Source organism: Pseudomonas sp. gcc21 (assembly GCF_012844345.1).
Taxonomy (GTDB): domain Bacteria; phylum Pseudomonadota; class Gammaproteobacteria; order Pseudomonadales; family Pseudomonadaceae; genus Halopseudomonas.
On record NZ_CP051625.1, the window covers coordinates 32,323 to 51,204 of the forward strand.

The window sequence follows — 18,882 nt, forward strand, 5'->3', positions numbered from 1 at the left end:
TCCATGAATCCACATTACCTAGCAAGTCGGTTGGCCAGGCTCACATTGCCCGGCCTGCCCACACTCCTGTCGATCATCAGCTCCTTTGCGCTGTTCATGCTGTTTCTGGCATTTCAGGGCAAACCGGCAGTGGAAGCCGTAGGGCTGGTGTTCGAAGGCGCTTTCGGATCCTCCTTCGCCTGGGAAAATACCCTGCAACGCGCCGCGCCGCTGATGCTGACGGCGCTCTGCGTGGCGCTGCCGGCGCGGGCCGGTCTGATCATCATCGGTGGCGAAGGGGCACTGGTGCTGGGCGGCCTGGCCGCGGCGACCCTGCCGCTCTGGCTGACCGGACTGCCGCCGCTGGCAACGCTGATCGCCATGGGCATGGTCGCGATGCTGGTCGGCGGATTCTGGATCGGCCTCAATGGCTGGCTGCGGCAGAAGCGCGGGCTGAACGAGACCATCGGCAGTCTGCTGCTGTCCTACATCGCCATTGCGCTGTTCAACCACCTGGTGGAAGGGCCGCTGCGTGACCCCTCCAGCCTGAACAAGCCGTCCACGGTGCCGCTGGATTATTCGTTAATGATCGGTGTGATCAGCGAGGACTCCTTCCGCGTTCACTGGGGACTGGTCGCCGGCATCATTGCCTGCGTGATGGCCTGGGTACTGGTGCGGCACAGCGTCAAAGGGTTCGCCCTGGACGTGGTCGGCGGCAACGTACGCACCGCGCGCATGCTGGGACTGCCGGTCAACCGGCTGGTGATTCTCACCTGTGTGCTGGGCGGGGCGGCTGCCGGGCTCGCCGGCATGTACGAAGTCAGTGCCGTGCAGGGCAGCGCGAACGCCTCGCTGATCGTCGGCTACGGCATCAGCGGCATCCTGGTGTCCTTCGCCGCACGCCATAACCCGCTGGCAATCATCCTCTGTGCAACGCTAGTTGGCGGCATCGAAGCCAGTGGCAGCCTGCTGCAACGCCGGCTGGATCTGCCGGATGCCACCACTCTGATTCTGCAGGGCCTGTTGTTCACCAATCTGCTCGCCTGGGAGGCGCTGGCTGGCCGCATTTCGCGGTGGCGCATCGCACTGGAAGAGCATGCCAACAAGGTAAGGGGCGCTGAGGTGCAACATGGGTGATCTGGATTTCGTGACCTTTTTGCTGGCCCTTCTGGCTGGCGCAGTTCGGGTCGGTACGCCCTTTTTGTTCGTCAGTCTGGGCGAATGCCTGACCGAGAAAGGCGGCCGTATCAACCTGGGTCTGGAAGGCATTCTGGTGGCCGGCGCGATGACCGGCTACGCGGTGGCCTACCTGTCCGGCTCGGCCTGGACCGGCGTGCTCGCGGCGGGTGGAGTAGGGCTGCTGCTCGGCCTGCTGCACGGTATCGTCTGCTCGCTCCCGCGGGTCAATGACATTGCCTTCGGTATCGCCCTGATGCTGCTGGGTACCGGTCTAGCGTTCTTTCTCGGCAAGGCCTTCATCCAGCCCCAGGCACCGATGCTGCCGTCGATTTCCCTCGGCGCCTGGAGCGACGACGGGCGAATCCGCTCGGCACTGAACATCAACGTGCTGTTCTTCATTGGCGTGGCGCTGGCGATCTTCCTGCACTGGGGGCTGCGCAGCACGCGCTGGGGCCTGGTACTGCGGCTGGTCGGAGACCATTCGGAATCGGCCCAGGCGCTCGGCTACCGGCCACTGCAGGTACGCGTGCTGGCCACCGCCGTGGGCGGCTTCCTGGCCGGGATCGGCGGATCCTACCTGTCGCTGTACTACCCCGGAAGCTGGAACGAGGGGCTGTCGAGCGGCCAGGGCCTGATGGCCGTGGCGCTGGTGATCTTCGCCCGCTGGCAACCGCTGAACTGTCTGTGGGCCTCGCTGGTGTTCGGCGCAGCCGGCGCCATTGGCCCCGCGCTGCAATCGGTGGGCATCAGCTCCGGCTACTACCTGTACAGCGCAGCGCCCTACATCCTGACGATGGCAGTGATGCTCGCGACCTGTCGTCCCAACCGCACACTGACGGGAGCTCCTGGCGAGCTCAGTCTCAATCGATAGAGGTATAGACCATGGCAAGTGGACTTGGTGGGCTCAACAAATCTCCCAATGGCGTCGTGATCGGGCTGGCGCAGCTGGCCCTGCCGGACCCGCATACCCGCGAGGAACTCTGGACCCAGACGCAGAAAGTGGTGGCGATGGTGGGCAAGGCACGGCGCAGCATGCCGAGCATGGACCTGATCGTCTTTCCGGAATACTCGCTGCACGGTCTGTCGATGGATACCTCTCCCGACATCATGTGCACCCTGGATGGGCCGGAAGTCGCGGCGCTGAAGCAGGCGTGCATCGATCACAGCATCTGGGGCTGCTTCTCGATCATGGAGGCCAACCCGCACGGCAATCCCTACAACAGCGGCATCATCGTCGACGATACCGGCGAAGTGCGCCTGTATTACCGCAAGCTGCACCCCTGGGTGCCGGTCGAGCCCTGGGAGCCCGGCAACCTCGGAATCCCGGTCTGCGATGGCCCGCGCGGCTGCAAGCTGGCGCTGATCATCTGCCATGACGGCATGTTCCCGGAAATGGCCCGCGAGTGTGCTTACAAGGGCGCCGAGATCATGATCCGGACGGCGGGCTACACCGCACCGATACGCCATTCCTGGAAGATCACCAATCAGGTCAACTCCTTCACCAACCTGATGCAGACCGCCAGCGTGTGCATGTGCGGCTCCGACGGCACCTTCGATTCCATGGGCGAGGCCATGTTCGTCGATTTCGACGGCACACCCATGGCCGAGGGCGGCGGGCGGGCGGACGAGATCGTCTCCTGCGAGCTGCGCCCGGACCTGGTGCGCGAGGCGCGCAAGCACTGGGGCGTGGAGAACAACATCTATCAGTTCGGGCACCGCGGCTACGTGGCGGTCAAGGGTGGCGCGCAGGACTGCCCCTACACCTACATGCATGATCTCGCCGCTGGCCAGTATCGCCTGCCCTGGGAGGACGAAGTCGTCCACACCGACGGCAGCGCCTGCGGCTTTGCCGCGCCCGAGCGACTCTACAACCCGGACAGCCAGGAGTAACTATCGTGAGCGAACGTTTTGTTGCTTCCGCCCCCTATCCCTGGCCGTACAACGGCCAGCTGCACCCGGCCAACACCGCGCTGATCATCATCGACATGCAGACGGACTTCTGCGGCAAAGGCGGTTATGTGGACACCATGGGCTACGATCTGGCGGCGGTGCGTGCGCCCATCGAGCCGATCAACCGGGTGCTTCAGGTCATGCGCGAACGGGGCTTTCATATCATCCACACCCGCGAAGGGCACCGCCCGGATCTTTCCGATCTGCCGGCGAATAAGCGCTGGCGGTCTCAGCGCATCGGTGCCGGCATCGGTGATGTCGGTCCCTGCGGGCGCATTCTGGTGCGTGGCGAGCCGGGCTGGGAACTGATTCCGGAACTGCAGCCGCTGGACGGCGAAGTGATCATCGACAAGCCGGGCAAGGGCTCGTTCTGCGCTACCGATCTCGAGCTGATCCTGCGCACGCGGGGCATCGAGAACCTGATCCTCTGCGGCATCACCACTGACGTCTGCGTGCATACGACCATGCGCGAGGCCAACGATCACGGGTTCGAGTGCCTGCTGCTGGAAGACTGCTGCGGCGCCACCGACCCGGGCAACCACCTGGCCGCCATACACATGGTCAAGATGCAGGGTGGCGTGTTTGGCGCGGTGTCCGACTCGACGTCACTCGTCGAGCTGTTGAGCGAGCACTGAATATGCGTGCGATCAGTCTGGAAATCATCAATGCGAGCAAGTCCTTCGGCAGCTTTCAGGCGTTGTCCAACGTATCGCTGACCGTGCGCGCCGGTACGGTGCACGCCTTGCTGGGGGAGAACGGTGCCGGCAAGAGCACGCTGGTCAAGGGCATCGTCGGCTACGGCCCACTGGACGACGGCGAGCTGCTGGTCAACAACCGGCAACAGCGGATCCGCACGCCCCGTGAATCCCATGCGCTGGGCATCGGCATGGTCTACCAGCATTTCACTGTCGCGCCAGGCCTGAGCGTGGCGGAAAATCTGGTGCTCTCGCGGGGTGACCTGAAGTGGCGCATCGACTGGCCGCTGGAACGCCAGCGGCTCGAAGCCTTCATGCAGCGCATGCCGTTTCGGCTGGATATCGAACGCCCGGTCAGTTCGCTGGCGGCGGGCGAGAAGCAGAAACTGGAGATCCTCAAGCAGCTGTATCTGGACCGGCAACTGATCATCCTTGACGAACCGACCTCGGTGCTGACACCGCAGGAGGCGGAGGAGGTGCTGGGCCTGATGCGCGACATGGCCCATCGGGGCGACATCTCGGTGCTGATGATTACCCACAAGTTCGGCGAGGTCTCGCGCTTTGCCGACGATGTCAGCGTGCTGCGCAAGGGCACCCTGGTTGGCAGCACCCAGGTCAAAGCCACCTCGCAGGAAGAGCTGGCAACCTGGATGATGGGCGCCGCCGAATCGGTCGCCGAGCCGGTCAGCCAGCGACCGGTCGACCGCAACGCCGCCCCCAGACTCGAGGTCCGTGAACTGAACGTCGCCAATGACCGCGGCACCCTGGCGGTCAAGGGGCTGTCGCTGGACGTGCGCCCCGGCGAAATCGTCGGCATCGCCGGCATTTCCGGCAATGGCCAGCGTGAACTGACCGAAGCACTGCTGGGCCAGCGGCAGACGGTGAGCGGCGAGATTCGCATCAATGGCGCTCCCTACAAGGCCAGCCGCCGGGAAATGCAGAAAGAAAAGGTCTTCAGCCTGCCGGAAGAGCCGCTGCGCAATGCCTGCATCGCCGGCATGAGCGTGGCGGACAACCTGGCGCTGCGCAATTTCGACCAGCCGCCAATCTGCCGCCAGGGCTGGCTGATCAATCGGCGGGCGATCCAGGCCCAGGCCGCCGCGCTGATCCAGCAATTCAACGTGCGCCCGGCAGATCCGCTGCGACCGATAGGGACCCTGTCCGGCGGTAACGTGCAGCGCGCCGTGCTGGCGCGGGAGCTGACCCACGACGTGCGAACCCTGGTCGTCTCCAACCCGGTATTCGGCCTGGACTTCGCCTCGGTGGCGATCATCCATCAGCGGCTGCGCGATGCGCGGGCGCAGGGCGCTGCGGTGCTGCTGTTGAGCGAGGATCTGGACGAACTGCTGGAGCTGTCCGACCGCATCCTGGTGATTCACGAGGGTGAAATCAATCTCGACGTGGCGGCCGAGCAGGCTGACCGCGCCATGCTCGGTCACTACATAGCCGGCGGCGACCACGCGGCAGGTGCGGCATGATCAGCGTGCAGGCCAAGCCTGCGGCCTTCAGTTTCGATCCCGCGCGCACCGCGCTGGTGATCATCGACATGCAGCGCGACTTTCTCGAACCCGGCGGCTTCGGTGCCGCCCTGGGCAACGATGTGAGTGTGCTGCAAGCCAGCATCCCGGCGGTGGACTCACTGCTGGCGCTGGCCCGGGAACAGGGCCTGCTGGTCATCCATACCCGCGAATCGCATCTACCCGATCTGTCGGACTGCCCAGTGGCCAAGCTTGAAGGCGGCAAGCCCGGGCTGCGCATCGGCGATCCCGGGCCGATGGGGCGCATTCTGATACGCGGCGAGCCGGGTAACCAGATCATCCCATCCCTTTCGCCCATCGACGGGGAATGGGTGATCGACAAGCCGGGCAAGGGCATGTTCTACGCAACCGGTCTGGAGGACAGGCTGCGTGCGCAGGGTATCGAGACTCTCATCTTCGCGGGAGTGACCACTGAGGTCTGCGTGCAGACCAGCATGCGTGAGGCCAGCGACCGCGGCTATCGCTGCCTGTTGATCGAAGACGCGACCGAGAGCTACTTCCCCGCCTTCAAGCAGTCGACCCTGGAGATGATCATCGCCCAGGGCGGGATCGTCGGGCACACCGCCAGGTTGACCGCGCTGCGCGCTGCCATGAACGAGGAACGACCATGAACAAGGAACCACGCATCAATCTGCCCCACGTGGTCGAGGCCGTGCGCCTGGCCTTCGAGGACTACGAGCGCGCCCTGCTGGCCAACGAGCTGGATGTACTCGATGACTACTTCTGGAACACTGACCATACCGTGCGCTACGGCGTTGCCGAGAACCTCTACGGTGCCCGGAACATCGCCGCCTACCGGCGAGTCTGTACCCCCGTGGGACCGGGCCGGCAGCTGCGCAATACGGTGATATCCACATTCGATGAACACTACGCCACCGTCAGCACCGAGTTCAGCGACGGTGAGACATCCCGTACCGGTCGGCAAATGCAGACCTGGGTGCGCTTTCCCGCTGGCTGGAAAGTTGTCTCGGCGCATGTGAGCATCGACCTTGCTACGCTCTGACAAAAAACAGGTGATCCCATCCTGAAACCCCAGACCAACGCCCTCGCAGAGCAGATCTACCAGAGACTGAAGCAGGAAATTTTCGATTACCAGCTGCTGCCGCACGACCGCTTCAGCGAGACCGAGCTCGCCGCGCGCTACCAGGTGTCACGTACACCGGTGCGTGATGCGCTCTATCGCCTGGAGCGGGAGGGCTACCTTGAGGTGGGCTTTCGTCGCGGATGGACGGTCAAGCCGCTGGATTTCGGCCAGATCGACGAGCTGTACGACCTGCGCGTGGTGCTGGAATGCGTCGCCATCGACCGCCTCTGCGCCATGCCGGACCTGCCGGCGGCGCTGGCCGAACTCAATCGCGTCTGGATGGTACCTGCCGCGCAGCGTGAACATGGCATGAAGCAGGTCGCGGACCTGGATGAGGCGTTTCACTGCGGGCTGCTCGCCGCAGCCGGCAATCGCGAAATGACCCGGGTGCATGCCGAGGTCTGTGACCGCATCCGCATCGTCCGGCGCCTGGATTTCCTCAAGAGCGCGCGGATCGAGGAAACCTACAACGAGCATGCCCTGATCCTGCAGGCCCTGGTCGCTCGCCGGCGGGATGAGGCGCAGTTGCTGCTGCGTTCACATATCGAGCAGAGCAAGATCGAAGTACGCAAGATCAGCCTGTCGATGCTGTCCGAGGCGCGCCACAGCGTTCGACAGGCCTGAGCGGTAATCGTAGGGGGCTGGCTGGACTGAGCAGATGGCAGTCTGGCGGTCCGGAAACCACCACTAATCTCATTACCCCCAGAACACCTCATGCACCTCAGCTGCTTCATCTTCCAGAAGCGGCCCGACAACGATGACGTCTCGTTGCCCGGCGGCAAATACGTCGCGGCAGGGGAGGTCAAGTGTGGGGTTTTCGGGGTGGTTGCCGGTGAGGGCTTTCAGGCGCTTTTCGCTGGCGCCGTAGACGACGCGCCCGATGCCTGCCCAATAGGCCGCGCCGGCGCACATAGCGCAGGGCTCGGCGGAAGTGAACAGTGTGCACTGAGCGAGAAATTCGGGCGAATAGGTCTGGCTCGCTCGGGTCATGAGGACGCGTTCGGCGTGGCCGGTCATGTCCTTGTCCGGGAGATAGGCGTTGAGCTGTTCCATCAATACCTGGCCCTGACTGTCAGCCAGTATCGCAGCGAAGGGGTGCACGCCCTGTGCTGCGGCTTTCTCCGCCAGCGTAAAGGTTTTGCGCAGCAGCGCGATGTCTTGTTCGGTATGGCTCACGTAGGTTCCTTCAACGGATGGAAAAGGGTTGGTAATGGCCGGCGAAAGACCGGCCGGAGTTCAAGGTTTTTTCTTCGGCAGGCTCCAGGCAAAGAAGATCTGCTGCGTCCATTGCACACATTTGAAAAGCAGCAGGCTCACCGCCGCGAGGAAGAACAGCCCGGCAAAAGCCTGGGGAATCTTGAAGAACGAGGTGGAGAACTGGATGAAGTAACCCAGCCCTTTCTCTGCGGCGACAAACTCAGCCACCACCGCGCCGATGATCGCCAGAGTGATCGCCACCTTGAGCCCGCTGAAAATATGTGGGACGGCGTAGGGAATGCGTATCTGCCAGGTTTCACGGCGGGTGGGCGCATCCAGCGATCGGCTGAGTTCGATCAGTTCGGCGGGCGTTTCGTTGATTCCCGTGGCGGTTGAAACAACCAGCGGGAAGAACGTTAGCAGGCAGGTAATCAGTACCCTTGAGGTATCGCCGGAACCCATCATCACGATGATCAGCGGCGCAATGGCCACCACAGGGGTGGACTGGATAACGACCAGTACGGGGTAGAGCGTTCGGGAGAGCAGCTCGGAGCGCATCATGAAGATGGCCAGTGGGATGCTGATCACGATGGACAGCCCGAAGCCCATGAGCGCGACCCGTAGCGTGGCCCATAAATGGTCAAGCCATCGGCTCATTTCAACTTCGAAGAAGGCATCGACGATGACCGAAGGTGCGGGCAACACGTAGGTCGGCAACTCCGCAGCGCGGCACAGCGTTTCCCAGGCCAGCAGCAAGCCGACAAAGAAAATCCAGGGGGCGCAACTGAGCAGCGTATTACGCAGCGATCCGTCAGGCTGCTTCTGGCTCATAGATATGCTTCCTTATGCGATCCGTTAGCTCGCCAAAGCGCGGCTGCTTGATTGTCTCCGGGGACCGCGGGCGCGGCAGGTCCACGTCGATGAGGTCGAGTACCGATCCGGGGCGCTTGCTCATCACCAGTACGCGGTCGGCGAGCAGCACCGCTTCGGATATGGAGTGGGTGATGAACAGGACGGTCTTGGGGTTCTCGTCCCAGATCCTCAGCAGGTCGAAACCGATCTGCTCGCGGGTCATGGCGTCCAGCGCGGAAAAGGGCTCATCCATCAGCAGGATGTCCGGATTCAGCAACAAAGCCCGCACGATCCCGACCCGCTGCTGCATGCCGCCGGAAAGCTCATCCGGCATCTTCTCGGCGAAGGCTTGCAGGCCAGCCATTTCAAGCAGGTCCTGGGCGCGCTTTTCATCTTCCCGACCATAACGGCCGAACTTGTGTTTAAGCGGGAAAAGGACATTCTTGCGCACCGACAACCAGGGCAGCAGGGTGGGTTTCTGGAAAACGATGCCGACGTCATCCCGCGGGCCGCTGACTTGCTTGCCGAATACGCTGACCTGGCCGTCGGTGGGCACCAGCAGCCCGGCGACCATGCGCAGCAGCGTTGATTTGCCGCATCCGGACGGGCCGACCACCGCCACGAATTCATGGCGGTTGATTTCAAGGTTGATGTTCTGCACTGCCATCGGAGCGTCTGGTGCCGGATCATAACGATGCCCGACACCGTCCATCCGAACGAACGCGCGCTCGGAGTGTTGCTTCATATCAGTCTCACTCGGGAATGAAGGTACGGTTGACGACGGTTTCTGGATCCAGCGATGACTCGGCCAGCTCGTTCGCTTCGGCGACGTAGGTCCATGTCTGGGCGACGCGCTCAGGTGTCATGACGCCCAATCCATCCTTTTCGCTCAGGTCGTTGAACACCAGCGTCATGGTGTCGCGAATCTGGGCGGTGGCCACGGCAGGGTCGATATCCGGCACCATTGCATGGAGATCAGCGGCGGCTTGTTCAGGGTTATCCCTGGTGAAATGCAGTGATTTCACGTAGGCCTTCATGAAGCGTTTTGCGACCTCAGGGCGATCCTTCAGAAACTTGTCGCTGCCAACGATCGCCGAGCTGTACAGCTCCAGACCTGCAGACGACCAGGGCAGAACCCTGATGTTCTTGCCGGCACTGGCTGCCTGAGCCTGGAACAATGCGATGTTGGTGACCCAGGCAATAATCGCGTCGGTATTACCGGTCATCAGCATCGGGCCCAGCGCGCCCGGATCTGACTTGGTCAGCGTGACGGCGTCGGCGGGCATATTGTTGGCGCGCAGCACCAGCGGCATGAACGCGTTGGACGAGGTGAAAGGGGAGGTGGCGACTTTCTTCCCTGCAATATCAGTCATGCTGGTGATATCGCTGCTATCCAGCATGAAGAAGGCGTGTGGCGCCTGATTGAAGATCATGTAGACCGCACTGATCGGCAGGGTGTCCTGGGCTCGGGCTGCCATAAGTGCGCCGATATCAGCGCTCCCCATTTCTGCCTGCCCAGTTGCGATCTTGGTCAGGGCATCGGTGGAGCCGCGGCTGCTGGAAATCTTTACCTCCAGGTCTTCATCCGCAAAAAAGCCCTGCTGGATACCCACATAGACTGGCGCCTTGTCACCGCCCGGTAGCCAGTCCAGCTGAAAGTGCACTTTGTCTACGGCAAAAGCCAGACCGCTCCCGGAAAGAGTAAGGGTCAGTGCCAGCATTTTCGATACGTTCTTCAACATAAGACTCTCCAAGGGCGGCAGTGCGTTTAATCCTGACCAACAAGGCAGGTTTTAAGGGAGGAGCAAATAGCGGGCCACTTTTTCCGAGTTGGCAGCGGAACCGTGGCGGCGGCTTGCTGCACCGGTGTAGCTCGCGATATGGACGCCTCTGTCCGGTAGATGGGCAAGGCATGCCTGGGCGGGTTGCGCTAAACCGGTGCATCCCGCCTGGGTGTGCGCCGAGTTCGTGCAGCGTGCCAGCGATGACCGTGAGCGGATCATGTCGACCAGCCGCTAGCGCATTGCGCGCGTCTGGCTGGCCTGCAGTGCCTGGCGGCGGTCGGCCAGGCCCACGGTCAGAATGCCGAGGGCGATCAGCACGAAGCCCAGCAGGTCGGCGTTCGACGGCTGCTCCCCGAGAAACAGCGCCGAGGACCACAGGCCGACTGCCGGGACCGCGGCGGAACTGAGCGACATGCTGACTGCGGGCAGTGACCGGATTGCCGCCACCTGCGCCGCAACGCACAGGCCGGAGGCGACCGTACCGCTGAAGATCAGGGGCCACAGGAAAGACGTCTCCCAGACGATGTCTGCGGGGCTCTCGAAGGCCAGCGCGATCGGCGCCAGTACCAGTACCGAGATCAGAAGCTGCCAGGGAATGAGCGAGAGGACGTCGCCGTGCCAGCGATGCCGTCGCACATGCACCAGGCCGGCCGTCCAGACCAGGGTACCGAGCATGATAAGGCCGCCACCGATCAGCACATCCGGCTGGCTCCAGCTCAGCGCTCCCGGGTTGAACACGGTGATCAGCCCGGTGAGACCGAGAAACACCCCGATCATGCGCGGCGGGGTAAAGCGTTCACCGAGGAACAGGGCGGCGGCCGGCACCACCCAGATCGGCGTGGTGTACGCCAGGATGGCCGCCCGGCCGGCTGGCAGGAACTGCAGCCCCAGGGTGACCAGCGCGATGAAGGCCATGTTCTGCAGTACCCCGACCGAAAAGAGCACCGCCCAGTCCCGCCGGTCAGGTAGCCGCAGGATACCCATGGCGGCGGCGATGACGAACATCGTCACGGTGCCGAGCAGCATGCGGATGGTGGTGAACAGCAGCGGCGGGCTGTTTTCCAGCCCGAGTTTCAGGATCGGGAAATTCAGTCCCCAGGCCAGGGCAACGAAGGCCAGCAGCAGATAGCCCGTGCGCCAGGCATAACGCGGGGCAGGTGTTCCGGAGGGATTGGTCATGCTGGTTCTTTCCTTGAGGTGGGCCGGTTGGCTGGCGCAGGGCGCTGCGGACAGCAAGCGGCTAGGACATCAGGCTCACGTGAGCCGAGACCACCCGCCAGCCGTCCGGCAGGCGGGCCCAGGTCTGGCTCTGACGGCCGACGCGGGGTGACCCCGCGCGGGTGAACTCGATGTTGGTCACTGCAAATTCCCTGCCGAAGGTGGTGATTTCGCGGCGCGGCACCTCGCGCTCGAGATTGCCTGCCGAGCGTCCCTGCCGAAAGCGCTGGATTGCCGCAAAGCCATACAGATTTTCCCCCGCGCCGTAGCGCACTGTACGTTCGTCGTTCCAAAACAGGCGGTCCAGTACCGCGGTATCGTTGCTCAGCAGCGCGCGTTCGTACTCCTCGAACACCTCGGTGACTTCTGCCAGAGTCTCTGGATCATTGATCTGCATGCGGTGTCTCCGTTGTGGCGCGGCGTTACTTGCCGCCCCAGTGAACAAAGCGTTTTTCGGTGATGATGAACAGCAGGTTCATCGCATAGCCCAGTGCGCCGGAGGCGATGATTGCGACGTACATGTCGGGCATGTCGAAGATCATCTGCGCGTTCATCACCCGCTGGCCCAGGCCATCGGTGGAGCCGATGAACATCTCGGCGACGATGATGATTACCAGTGCCAGGGACACCCCGGAGCGCATGCCCACGAAGACCTGCGGCATGGATTCGAGCAGGGTCACATCGGTCAGTACCCGCCAGCGCGGCGCGCCCATCACCCGTGCCGCCAGCTGTCGCTGCTTGCGAGCGCCCATGACGCCGTAGGCCACGTTGAACATGATGACCAGCGCCGCGCCGAATGCCGCGACGGCAATCTTGGTCGCTTCGCCGACCCCGAAGATCACCAGAAACAGCGGAAACATGGCCGAGGCAGGGGTCGAGCGAAAGAAGTCGATGGCGAACTCGATGGACTCGTAGAACTTCTGTGAGGCGCCCAGCACCACCCCCAGGGGTACGGCGATGACGACTGCGATGCCGAAGGACCACAGCGTCCGTACCACGGTCTTGGCGAAGTCTGCGCCCAGAGTGCCCTCGGTCAGACCGATGATCAGCGCGTTCCAGGTTTCAGCCGGAGAGGGCAGCAGCACCGGGTCCACGGCCCGGGTAGCGTGGATCAGTATCCACAGGACAATCAGCGCGACGACACCAATGAGCGGGCGAAGCCGGCCGAACGAGGCGACGGTAATCATCGGCGCACCTCCTGCTGGAAGATTTCCAGCGCACGGGACTTCACCTGAATGAACTGCGGCTGTACCGATGTATCGGCAGTCCGGGGCCGGGGCGCATCGAACATCAGGCGCTCGGCGACCTTGGTCGGCCGCTTGGTCAGCAGCAGTACCTCATCGGCGAGCAGGACCGCTTCGTCCAGATCATGGGAGACCAGCAGGGTGGTGACCTGACGCTCGGTCAGCACCTTCTGCAGACGGCCTCGCAGAAACATCACCATCTCGTAATCCAGCGCGGAGAAGGGTTCGTCGAGAAACAGCACCTCCGGCTCCACCACCAGCGCGCGCATGATCGAGACCAGCTGCTGCTGTCCGCCGGAGAGCTGATAGGGATAGAGGTTCAGGTCGAACTGGACCTCGAAGCTTTCCACCAGGCGGTCCAGGCGTGCCTGAATCTCGCCCTTGGACAGCTTCAGGTACTGCAGCGGATAGCGGATATTGTCGATGGCCCGCATCCACGGAAAGATCGCCTCGCGGTAGTTCTGGAACACGTAACCCAGCGTGGTTTCCCGTGCTTCCTTGCCGTCGAACAGGATCTGCCCGCTGTCGTAGGGCAGGATGCCGGAGATCATGTTGATCAGCGTGCTCTTGCCGCAGCCGTTCGGGCCGAAGATCGACACGATCTTGCCCTTCGGAATGTTCAGGTCGAAGTTGTCGTAGACCGGCGCGCCATCGAAGGTCTTGGTCAGGCCGCGAATGGTGATGTGGGTGCCCTTCGGCAGGTGTGGCCAGGCGGAGCCTGGTGCCTTCACCTCGCTGGCAGGCGGGCCCATGCTGTAATGGTCGGGCATCATTTTCATAGTCCGGTGCTCCTTCGTATCAGTAGGCATGGAGGAGGGATTGGGCATCCATGGTGTCCCGGAGAACGCCCAGGCGCTGGCCGAGGCTGATGAACTTCTGGAAGTCGCTCAGGTGCTCCGCATTCAGGTCGGCGACCATGATCATGTTGGAGAGAGGAACCGCAGAGGCCAGCTCCATCGGAATGCGCATGCCGGCGGCAAGGTCGGTGCGGGTGTTTTCATCGGTCTCGGCGATGGCTATGGCCTTGGCCCAGACCTCGGCGAAGCGTTTGGCCGCCTCGGGACGCTCGGACATGAAGCGTGAGGACAGCGCGGTGCCGGTGGCAAAGGCGTTGCCGTCCTTGTTGTCCAGCAGGTAGGTCGCGATGACGCCGGCCTCGACCCGGGTGGCGACATCCTGCGAAACCATCATGGTGGCGGCTGGCTCAAGGGTGTAACCGCCGTCGAAGGTGCCGGCCTGCAGTACGCTCAGGTGCATGCCCACCGCCTGTTCCTGGATGGTGAAGTCTTCACCTTCCTTCAGGCCGGCCTTTTTCAGGACTTCGCGGGCCGAGCCGATGTTCGCCGGGCCAGGGGCGGAAAACAGCTTCAGCCCGCCCTTGATATCGGTAAGCTTCTCGATCCCGCTACCGGACCGCGCCACGAACTGTTCTACCCGAAACTCTTCGTTCTGGCCGTTCAGGGAGATGTAGCGAAGCGTATCGGCCCGGCGAGATTCGATATTGGCGCCTTCCAGGGTGACCAGGTTGGCGGCCCCATCGATGCTGCCCGATACGATCGCCTGAACGGTCAGCGGGTGGCTGGTCACCGGCACCTCCTCGACCTCCAGCCCGGCTTCCTTGAACAGGCCGTGGCTCTGGGCGATGTAGTAGGGCAGCGCGGTTACCGAGGGGAACACGGCCAGCTTGATCTTTTCGAGGTCTGCCGCCTGAGCCGCGGGGAGCAGTCCCAGCGCCAGTGATGCCACGGCAAGACCCTTCAGAAGCGACGCAGTAATGACATTCTTTTTCATGGTGATTCCTTTTCAGTGATGTGACGGGCAGACAGGTCTGCGTAGTGGTCAGGGTTGAAGAATGGCTGTCCCGCTACATAGCGGCGGGACGCGGACATGTCCGGCGGGGTGCCGCTTTCCATGGCGCCCTCGAAGGTGAGTTCCAGCTGCACGCCGCTGGGGTCGTAGACGAAGAGCTGCCAGAGGCTGGTGCCGGGCACCAGATACTCGCGCCAGTCCAGGCCGGCGGCGCGAAAGCGCGCCAGGGTCGCGTGATAACCGCTGCAGGCGAGCGAAATGTGGTCGATTGCCGCGCTGCCGCACTCGGCAACGCCAGCAGGCCCGAGTGCCGGGCCACCTGCATAGATGTGGATGATGGCCTGGCCGCCCGGTTGGCCGCAGCCGAGCCAGGCACCGGGATAACCGAAGTCCGGCCGGGGCACCTCGCGCAGGCCGATAATGTCGCGCCAGAACCGGCGCGTGGCGTCCAGGTTCGCGGTCTTGATGGCGACATGAAACAGGCCATGCACGATCAGGCCCTGGGGCGGCAAAGGCTGAGCGGTCATGACGCCTCCCGCTGGGCGTCGCTGGCGAAGCGGACGTCGCGGAACAACCGGGAAAGCTTCTCCAGGAAGGGTGCCTCGGTCTTCCAGCGCGCTCCGGCAACCGGGTCCGCGCCTGCCAGCATGGTGTCCGTCGCATCCAGTGACAGCTGCATGACGAAACGGATGCGCTCTTCGCGGGCATCGCTGAGCTCGGTCAGCCAGGAGCGGACGTCCAGGTTGCCGGCGGCTACCGCCCGTTCCACCAGCGTTGCCGCCACGCAGGCGTCCTCGATCGCCTGGGTCGCACCCTGGCCCAGGGTGGGCGCCATGCCGTGTGCGCTGTCGCCGATGTACATGACCGGTAGCAGAGGCTCGGCGAACAGGACCGGCGACTCCTGCATGCGGGCCCAGTGGCTGTCGCTCAGGTGGTCGCACATGGCATCCAGCAGCCATTGCATCTCGGGGCTGGGTTGTCCGGTGGCAGGGGTGTAGGTCTGGCGCATGACTTCGGCGGTTCGCCAGGCATCGGGAATCTCGGCGCCCTTTTCGACCGGGAAGGTCGCGGCGATGTAGATGTGCCCTGGCGGCACGCGGAAGGCCAGCAGCCGGTGCGGCCCGTTGAACCATTGGGCGTAATCGTCGATCAGGCCGTTGCTGGTGTCTTCCACCAGGGTGCGGATGATGGCCACACCCACATGGACGGGTTCGGGTGCGCCGGAGAAGGTGGCGCGGGTCTGCGAATAACGGCCGTCGGCGCCGATCAGCAGGTCGATGCCGTCAAGGCTGTGTTCGACACCCTCCTGGGTCCAGCTTACGCAGGTCTTGCCCGGGCTGGTGGGGCTGGGCGCGATGCTGGAAACATGGGCGCCGTAGCGGATGACCTCGCCTGCGCCCTGGCGCAGCACGCGGTAGAGCTCGGACCAGCGAATACGGATTCCCGGGTTGTCTGCTACCTGGCTGAGCGGCAGGTCGAACAATACCTGACCGTCGGCCAGCGACAGTCGCCAGCTGTCCCACGGCAGGCTGGCCTGGAGGACTTGGGCGGCCAGTTCGGGGTCGGTCAGTTGCAGTGCCTTGATGGCGTTCGGCCCGACGTTCAGGCCGGTACCCGCTTCGGAATGATCGTCCGGCAATACCTTTTCGAGACAGTGCACCTCGAGCGCTGGCAGCCTGGAAAGTCGGCGGGCGAGAATGGATCCGGCTACGCCTGAACCGATGATCATGACCTTGAGTCTGTTCATGCTTTATGTCCTTTCATCTGGGTCATCATGAAATTCGCGGCCATTGCTGGGTCCAGGGCGAGCAGGACTCGTACGCCTGACCTATCGCCAACAACAGGGCATCTGCACCTTTCGGGCCAACCAGCTGAAACCCGACCGGCAGGTCCGCGGGACCCCGCGCTGCGGGCAGCGACAGGGCGGGCAGGCCGGCGGCATTGGCGAAGGCGGTGAACACGGCATGACCGCGCCCGTCCACCGGCTGGCCGCCAATGTGGGTCGGGTGGGTATCCCCGGCGGGCCAGGGCATGGCCGCCGAGGTGGGGGTAAGGATGAGATCGTAGTCCTGCAGCAGCCCTGCCAGGTGGCGGCGCATGTCGCGAACCTGGTGCAGGGCATTGAACAGCTCCACTGCCGTGGCTGCGCGGCCGCGCTCCAAGATGCTGCGTATCGGCGGGCTCAGCAGATGCTCCTGAGCATCCTTGCCCTCCAGCACCGCCGCCAGCCCGGCGGCGCTGAGCACCGGCCAGCTGCGCTGGTTGAAGCTGTCGACTACCTGCGGCGCGGCCTGCAGTTCGACGCTGTGTCCGAGGCCGGTGAGCACGTCTGCCACCGCATCGACGTGCTCCAGAATGGTGCAGTCTACGGGCCGCTGGCCGATCTCCCGCCAGTACAGAATGCGTCGTGCACCACTGTTGCGCTGAGCAGCGTCCCAGTAGGCGGTGGGCGCATCGCCTATGACCCGCAGGGTGGCGGTCAGGTCGGCCACGGTCCGGGCTATCGGACCGACGACCTCGAGCTCGGGCAGGATCTCCGGCAAGCCCCACTGACGAGGGACCACCCCGCGGCCTGGCTTCATGCCGGCCACGCCGGTGAAGCCCGCCGGTCGACGTATGGAGCCGCCGCCATCGGTGCCGAGGGCGATCGGGCCTACGCCGCTGGCCACGGCGGTGACCGCTCCGCCGCTCGAACCGCCCGGAGTCAGGCTTTGGTCCCAGGGGTTGGTGGTGGTGCCGAACAGCGCGTTGCTGGTATAGCCGTGCAGGGTGAACTCGGGAACGTTGGTCTTCCCGAAAATGACTGCCCCGGCGGCACGGAGCCTGGCCACGGGAAGCTCGTCGCGCTGTGGCCAATGGTCCGCATACAGATGACTGCCCCAGCAGCAGGGCAGGCCCGCGGCGGGAATGTTGTCCTTTACGCTAACGGGTACGCCGTCCAGCGCGGACAGGGTCTGCCTGAGCTTCCAGCGTTCGGCGCTGTCGCGGGCGGCCTGCATGGCCCCGTCACGATCCACAGCGGACATCATGTTGCACGCTGGCTGAACCTGGTCCATGTGCGCGAGCACGCTGTCGAGCACGTCGCAGGGGTCGCATTCGCCGGCGGCGAACAGCCTCTGCAGCTCTCCTGCCGAGTACATCCACAGCGGCTGCGAACTGGTCATCAGGAGTTCTCCACGCTGGCGATCACGGCGACAAGGCCGCCACCGTCCGGGCCCTGATGCTCGGCACCGCCCGAGACGAAAATCTGCCCGTGGCCGATGACGCTTGCGACGATGCCGCCCAGCGCTCCACGCACGTGACGCTGGGCATTGATGTCGATGTCGTCGAGCATGGTGTGGCGGACGCCGCGGATATGCCCGCGCCGGTCGGGTTCGCATTTCACCAGCACGCCGGCTACGCGGGCGCATGCCGCCGGCGACAGCTGCGGCGCCGGGTTGAGTCCCAGACGGTGCAGGGCGGTCATGACCGCACCGAGATCCAGGGCGTCGCGCATGGGTTCACAGGCCATGCGCAGCGGGCCATGCCAGTGGCGGCTGTGGCCGAGCACCACGACCTCGTTGACGCTGACTTCAACACCCGAGGAAATGCTGGCTTGGGAACAGAACTGGGAAAAGTCAGCCAGCAGGCGCGCTTCCTGCTGCGCATCATCCTCGATCTGGCCGAGTGCCAGAGCCACGCCGAAGGCGCCGGCGGCGCGGGCATAGGCCATGGATCGGTTGGCATCCGCCGTCAGCACGGTGTGCCCTGACGCGGCGGCGGATTCGGCCCGCGCCGAGGTGACGCACGGGCACTTGACCTGCACGAAGGCCACATCACCGGGATGCTCGATCATTGCATCGTCCATCGCGGCACGCACGGCGGCGGCAACCGATCTGACGTGCGTCCAGCGCCCGATATCCTGCGCCGGGACCACCGGGCTCAGCGCCTTGCCGAGTGCCAGCGCCGGTCCCGCCGGGGCCCCGGCTGCGGCCCGGGTGCGTACGAACACCAGGTAATGGGGGCTCAGAACGCCCTCGGTACCGCCAGACAGGATGCAGGGAATGCTGTCCTGCAACTGCTGACTGGACTGCCCGGAATGCCTGGCAAGCAGCTGGAACAGGCTCTGGGTGAAGTAGCCGCGGGTGAAGTCGTTGACGCCGCCATTGCCCTCGGTCTTGCCGATGACCGCGGCGACCTCGGACGCCTCGATGGTGCCCGCATCGAGTAGCGCGGCGAGCCGTGATAGATCCCCGGGGTGCGCCATGTCCAGGCGGAATACGCGCAGCTCGGGGTGGGTCTGGTAGGTAAGGATGTCGTTTTTCATGGGCTCAGTATTTGCCAGAGCCAGCGAGCACGAATAGTTCAATATTT

Annotated in this window: 21 protein-coding genes; 8 read left to right on the plus strand and 13 right to left on the minus strand. The window is 64.0% G+C overall.

All coding sequences use genetic code 11. The annotated features are described in order from the left end of the window. Positions 1-3 precede the first annotated feature (3 nt). From HG264_RS00160 to HG264_RS00195, 8 genes are read left to right on the plus strand one after another with little or no spacing between them, the layout of a single operon-like run. Complete coding sequence (locus tag HG264_RS00160; RefSeq protein ID WP_169405766.1) at positions 4-1,116, plus strand: ABC transporter permease; 1,113 nt, start codon at positions 4-6, stop codon at positions 1,114-1,116. Continuing rightward, positions 1,109-2,029, plus strand: a complete 921-nt coding sequence (locus tag HG264_RS00165; protein WP_169405767.1) for an ABC transporter permease — start codon at positions 1,109-1,111, stop codon at positions 2,027-2,029. Before HG264_RS00160 ends, HG264_RS00165 begins: the two co-directional genes overlap by 8 nt. A gap of 11 nt (positions 2,030-2,040) precedes the next feature. Further along, positions 2,041-3,048, plus strand: a complete 1,008-nt coding sequence (locus tag HG264_RS00170) for a formamidase (RefSeq protein WP_169405768.1) — start codon at positions 2,041-2,043, stop codon at positions 3,046-3,048. Positions 3,049-3,053: 5 nt separating this feature from the next. Further along, a complete protein-coding gene (locus HG264_RS00175; protein WP_169405769.1) occupies positions 3,054-3,743 on the plus strand; it encodes a cysteine hydrolase family protein in 690 nt (229 codons plus the stop codon). Between the two features lie 2 nt (positions 3,744-3,745). Beyond that, positions 3,746-5,281, plus strand: coding sequence for an ABC transporter ATP-binding protein (locus tag HG264_RS00180; RefSeq protein WP_169405770.1), 1,536 nt, complete (start codon positions 3,746-3,748; stop codon positions 5,279-5,281). Next, complete coding sequence (locus HG264_RS00185; protein WP_169405771.1) at positions 5,278-5,952, plus strand: cysteine hydrolase family protein; 675 nt, start codon at positions 5,278-5,280, stop codon at positions 5,950-5,952. The genes HG264_RS00180 and HG264_RS00185 overlap by 4 nt, the downstream gene beginning before the upstream one ends. Beyond that, complete coding sequence (hpxZ, locus tag HG264_RS00190; protein WP_169405772.1) at positions 5,949-6,344, plus strand: oxalurate catabolism protein HpxZ; 396 nt, start codon at positions 5,949-5,951, stop codon at positions 6,342-6,344. The genes HG264_RS00185 and hpxZ (HG264_RS00190) overlap by 4 nt, the downstream gene beginning before the upstream one ends. 18 nt (positions 6,345-6,362) lie before the next feature. Next, positions 6,363-7,049 carry a GntR family transcriptional regulator gene (locus HG264_RS00195; RefSeq protein WP_169408956.1) on the plus strand — a complete coding sequence of 229 codons (687 nt, stop codon included), beginning with the start codon at positions 6,363-6,365 and terminating at the stop codon, positions 7,047-7,049. A 72-nt stretch (positions 7,050-7,121) separates the two neighbouring features. On the opposite strand, the gene HG264_RS00200 is transcribed toward HG264_RS00195, so the two are convergent. From HG264_RS00200 to HG264_RS00260, 13 genes are all read right to left on the minus strand, one after another. Further along, positions 7,122-7,601 (minus strand): nucleoside deaminase, encoded by a 480-nt coding sequence (locus HG264_RS00200; RefSeq protein ID WP_169405773.1) that lies wholly within the window; start codon positions 7,599-7,601, stop codon positions 7,122-7,124. 60 nt (positions 7,602-7,661) lie between these two features. Next, a complete protein-coding gene (locus HG264_RS00205; protein ID WP_169405774.1) occupies positions 7,662-8,453 on the minus strand; it encodes an ABC transporter permease in 792 nt (263 codons plus the stop codon). Then, positions 8,434-9,186 carry an ABC transporter ATP-binding protein gene (locus HG264_RS00210; protein WP_306085237.1) on the minus strand — a complete coding sequence of 251 codons (753 nt, stop codon included), beginning with the start codon at positions 9,184-9,186 and terminating at the stop codon, positions 8,434-8,436. The genes HG264_RS00205 and HG264_RS00210 overlap by 20 nt, the downstream gene beginning before the upstream one ends. Positions 9,187-9,226: 40 nt before the next feature. Further along, positions 9,227-10,216, minus strand: coding sequence for an ABC transporter substrate-binding protein (locus HG264_RS00215; RefSeq protein ID WP_169405776.1), 990 nt, complete (start codon positions 10,214-10,216; stop codon positions 9,227-9,229). 273 nt (positions 10,217-10,489) lie between these two features. Then, a complete protein-coding gene (locus tag HG264_RS00220; RefSeq protein ID WP_169405777.1) occupies positions 10,490-11,437 on the minus strand; it encodes a DMT family transporter in 948 nt (315 codons plus the stop codon). A gap of 61 nt (positions 11,438-11,498) precedes the next feature. After that, positions 11,499-11,873: an oxalurate catabolism protein HpxZ gene (hpxZ, locus tag HG264_RS00225; RefSeq protein ID WP_169405778.1), complete on the minus strand. Its 375-nt coding sequence runs from the start codon at positions 11,871-11,873 to the stop codon at positions 11,499-11,501. Positions 11,874-11,898: 25 nt separating this feature from the next. Continuing rightward, positions 11,899-12,663, minus strand: a complete 765-nt coding sequence (locus HG264_RS00230) for an ABC transporter permease (RefSeq protein WP_169405779.1) — start codon at positions 12,661-12,663, stop codon at positions 11,899-11,901. After that, the gene (locus HG264_RS00235) at positions 12,660-13,499 is read right to left on the minus strand and encodes an ABC transporter ATP-binding protein (protein WP_178102796.1); all 840 of its coding nucleotides are present in this window, start codon (positions 13,497-13,499) and stop codon (positions 12,660-12,662) included. The genes HG264_RS00230 and HG264_RS00235 overlap by 4 nt, the downstream gene beginning before the upstream one ends. Positions 13,500-13,518: 19 nt before the next feature. Beyond that, on the minus strand, positions 13,519-14,511 hold the full coding sequence (locus HG264_RS00240; protein WP_169405780.1) for an ABC transporter substrate-binding protein: 993 nt from the start codon (positions 14,509-14,511) through the stop codon (positions 13,519-13,521). Further along, positions 14,508-15,056, minus strand: coding sequence for a VOC family protein (locus HG264_RS00245; RefSeq protein ID WP_169405781.1), 549 nt, complete (start codon positions 15,054-15,056; stop codon positions 14,508-14,510). The genes HG264_RS00240 and HG264_RS00245 overlap by 4 nt, the downstream gene beginning before the upstream one ends. Further along, positions 15,053-16,276 (minus strand): FAD-dependent monooxygenase, encoded by a 1,224-nt coding sequence (locus HG264_RS00250; protein ID WP_169405782.1) that lies wholly within the window; start codon positions 16,274-16,276, stop codon positions 15,053-15,055. Before HG264_RS00250 ends, HG264_RS00245 begins: the two co-directional genes overlap by 4 nt. A 25-nt stretch (positions 16,277-16,301) precedes the next feature. Then, positions 16,302-17,597, minus strand: a complete 1,296-nt coding sequence (locus tag HG264_RS00255; RefSeq protein ID WP_218573024.1) for an amidase — start codon at positions 17,595-17,597, stop codon at positions 16,302-16,304. Between the two features lie 95 nt (positions 17,598-17,692). Continuing rightward, entirely contained in the window at positions 17,693-18,835 is a 1,143-nt protein-coding gene (locus tag HG264_RS00260; RefSeq protein WP_169405784.1) for a ring-opening amidohydrolase, read from the minus strand. Positions 18,836-18,882 lie beyond the last annotated feature (47 nt).

Excerpts from the sequence above, each read along its gene's own strand:
- HG264_RS00160 (WP_169405766.1), top strand. The coding sequence starts at position 4 with ATGAATCCACATTACCTAGCAAGTCGGTTGGCCAGGCTCACATTGCCC.
- HG264_RS00165 (WP_169405767.1), top strand. The coding sequence starts at position 1,109 with ATGGGTGATCTGGATTTCGTGACCTTTTTGCTGGCCCTTCTGGCTGGC.
- HG264_RS00170 (WP_169405768.1), top strand. The coding sequence starts at position 2,041 with ATGGCAAGTGGACTTGGTGGGCTCAACAAATCTCCCAATGGCGTCGTG.
- HG264_RS00180 (WP_169405770.1), top strand. The coding sequence starts at position 3,746 with ATGCGTGCGATCAGTCTGGAAATCATCAATGCGAGCAAGTCCTTCGGC.
- HG264_RS00185 (WP_169405771.1), top strand. The coding sequence starts at position 5,278 with ATGATCAGCGTGCAGGCCAAGCCTGCGGCCTTCAGTTTCGATCCCGCG.
- hpxZ (WP_169405772.1), top strand. The coding sequence starts at position 5,949 with ATGAACAAGGAACCACGCATCAATCTGCCCCACGTGGTCGAGGCCGTG.
- HG264_RS00205 (WP_169405774.1), bottom strand. The coding sequence starts at position 8,453 with ATGAGCCAGAAGCAGCCTGACGGATCGCTGCGTAATACGCTGCTCAGT.
- HG264_RS00210 (WP_306085237.1), bottom strand. The coding sequence starts at position 9,186 with ATGGACGGTGTCGGGCATCGTTATGATCCGGCACCAGACGCTCCGATG.
- HG264_RS00215 (WP_169405776.1), bottom strand. The coding sequence starts at position 10,216 with ATGTTGAAGAACGTATCGAAAATGCTGGCACTGACCCTTACTCTTTCC.
- HG264_RS00220 (WP_169405777.1), bottom strand. The coding sequence starts at position 11,437 with ATGACCAATCCCTCCGGAACACCTGCCCCGCGTTATGCCTGGCGCACG.
- hpxZ (WP_169405778.1), bottom strand. The coding sequence starts at position 11,873 with ATGCAGATCAATGATCCAGAGACTCTGGCAGAAGTCACCGAGGTGTTC.
- HG264_RS00230 (WP_169405779.1), bottom strand. The coding sequence starts at position 12,663 with ATGATTACCGTCGCCTCGTTCGGCCGGCTTCGCCCGCTCATTGGTGTC.
- HG264_RS00235 (WP_178102796.1), bottom strand. The coding sequence starts at position 13,499 with ATGAAAATGATGCCCGACCATTACAGCATGGGCCCGCCTGCCAGCGAG.
- HG264_RS00240 (WP_169405780.1), bottom strand. The coding sequence starts at position 14,511 with ATGAAAAAGAATGTCATTACTGCGTCGCTTCTGAAGGGTCTTGCCGTG.
- HG264_RS00245 (WP_169405781.1), bottom strand. The coding sequence starts at position 15,056 with ATGACCGCTCAGCCTTTGCCGCCCCAGGGCCTGATCGTGCATGGCCTG.
- HG264_RS00250 (WP_169405782.1), bottom strand. The coding sequence starts at position 16,276 with ATGAACAGACTCAAGGTCATGATCATCGGTTCAGGCGTAGCCGGATCC.
- HG264_RS00260 (WP_169405784.1), bottom strand. The coding sequence starts at position 18,835 with ATGAAAAACGACATCCTTACCTACCAGACCCACCCCGAGCTGCGCGTA.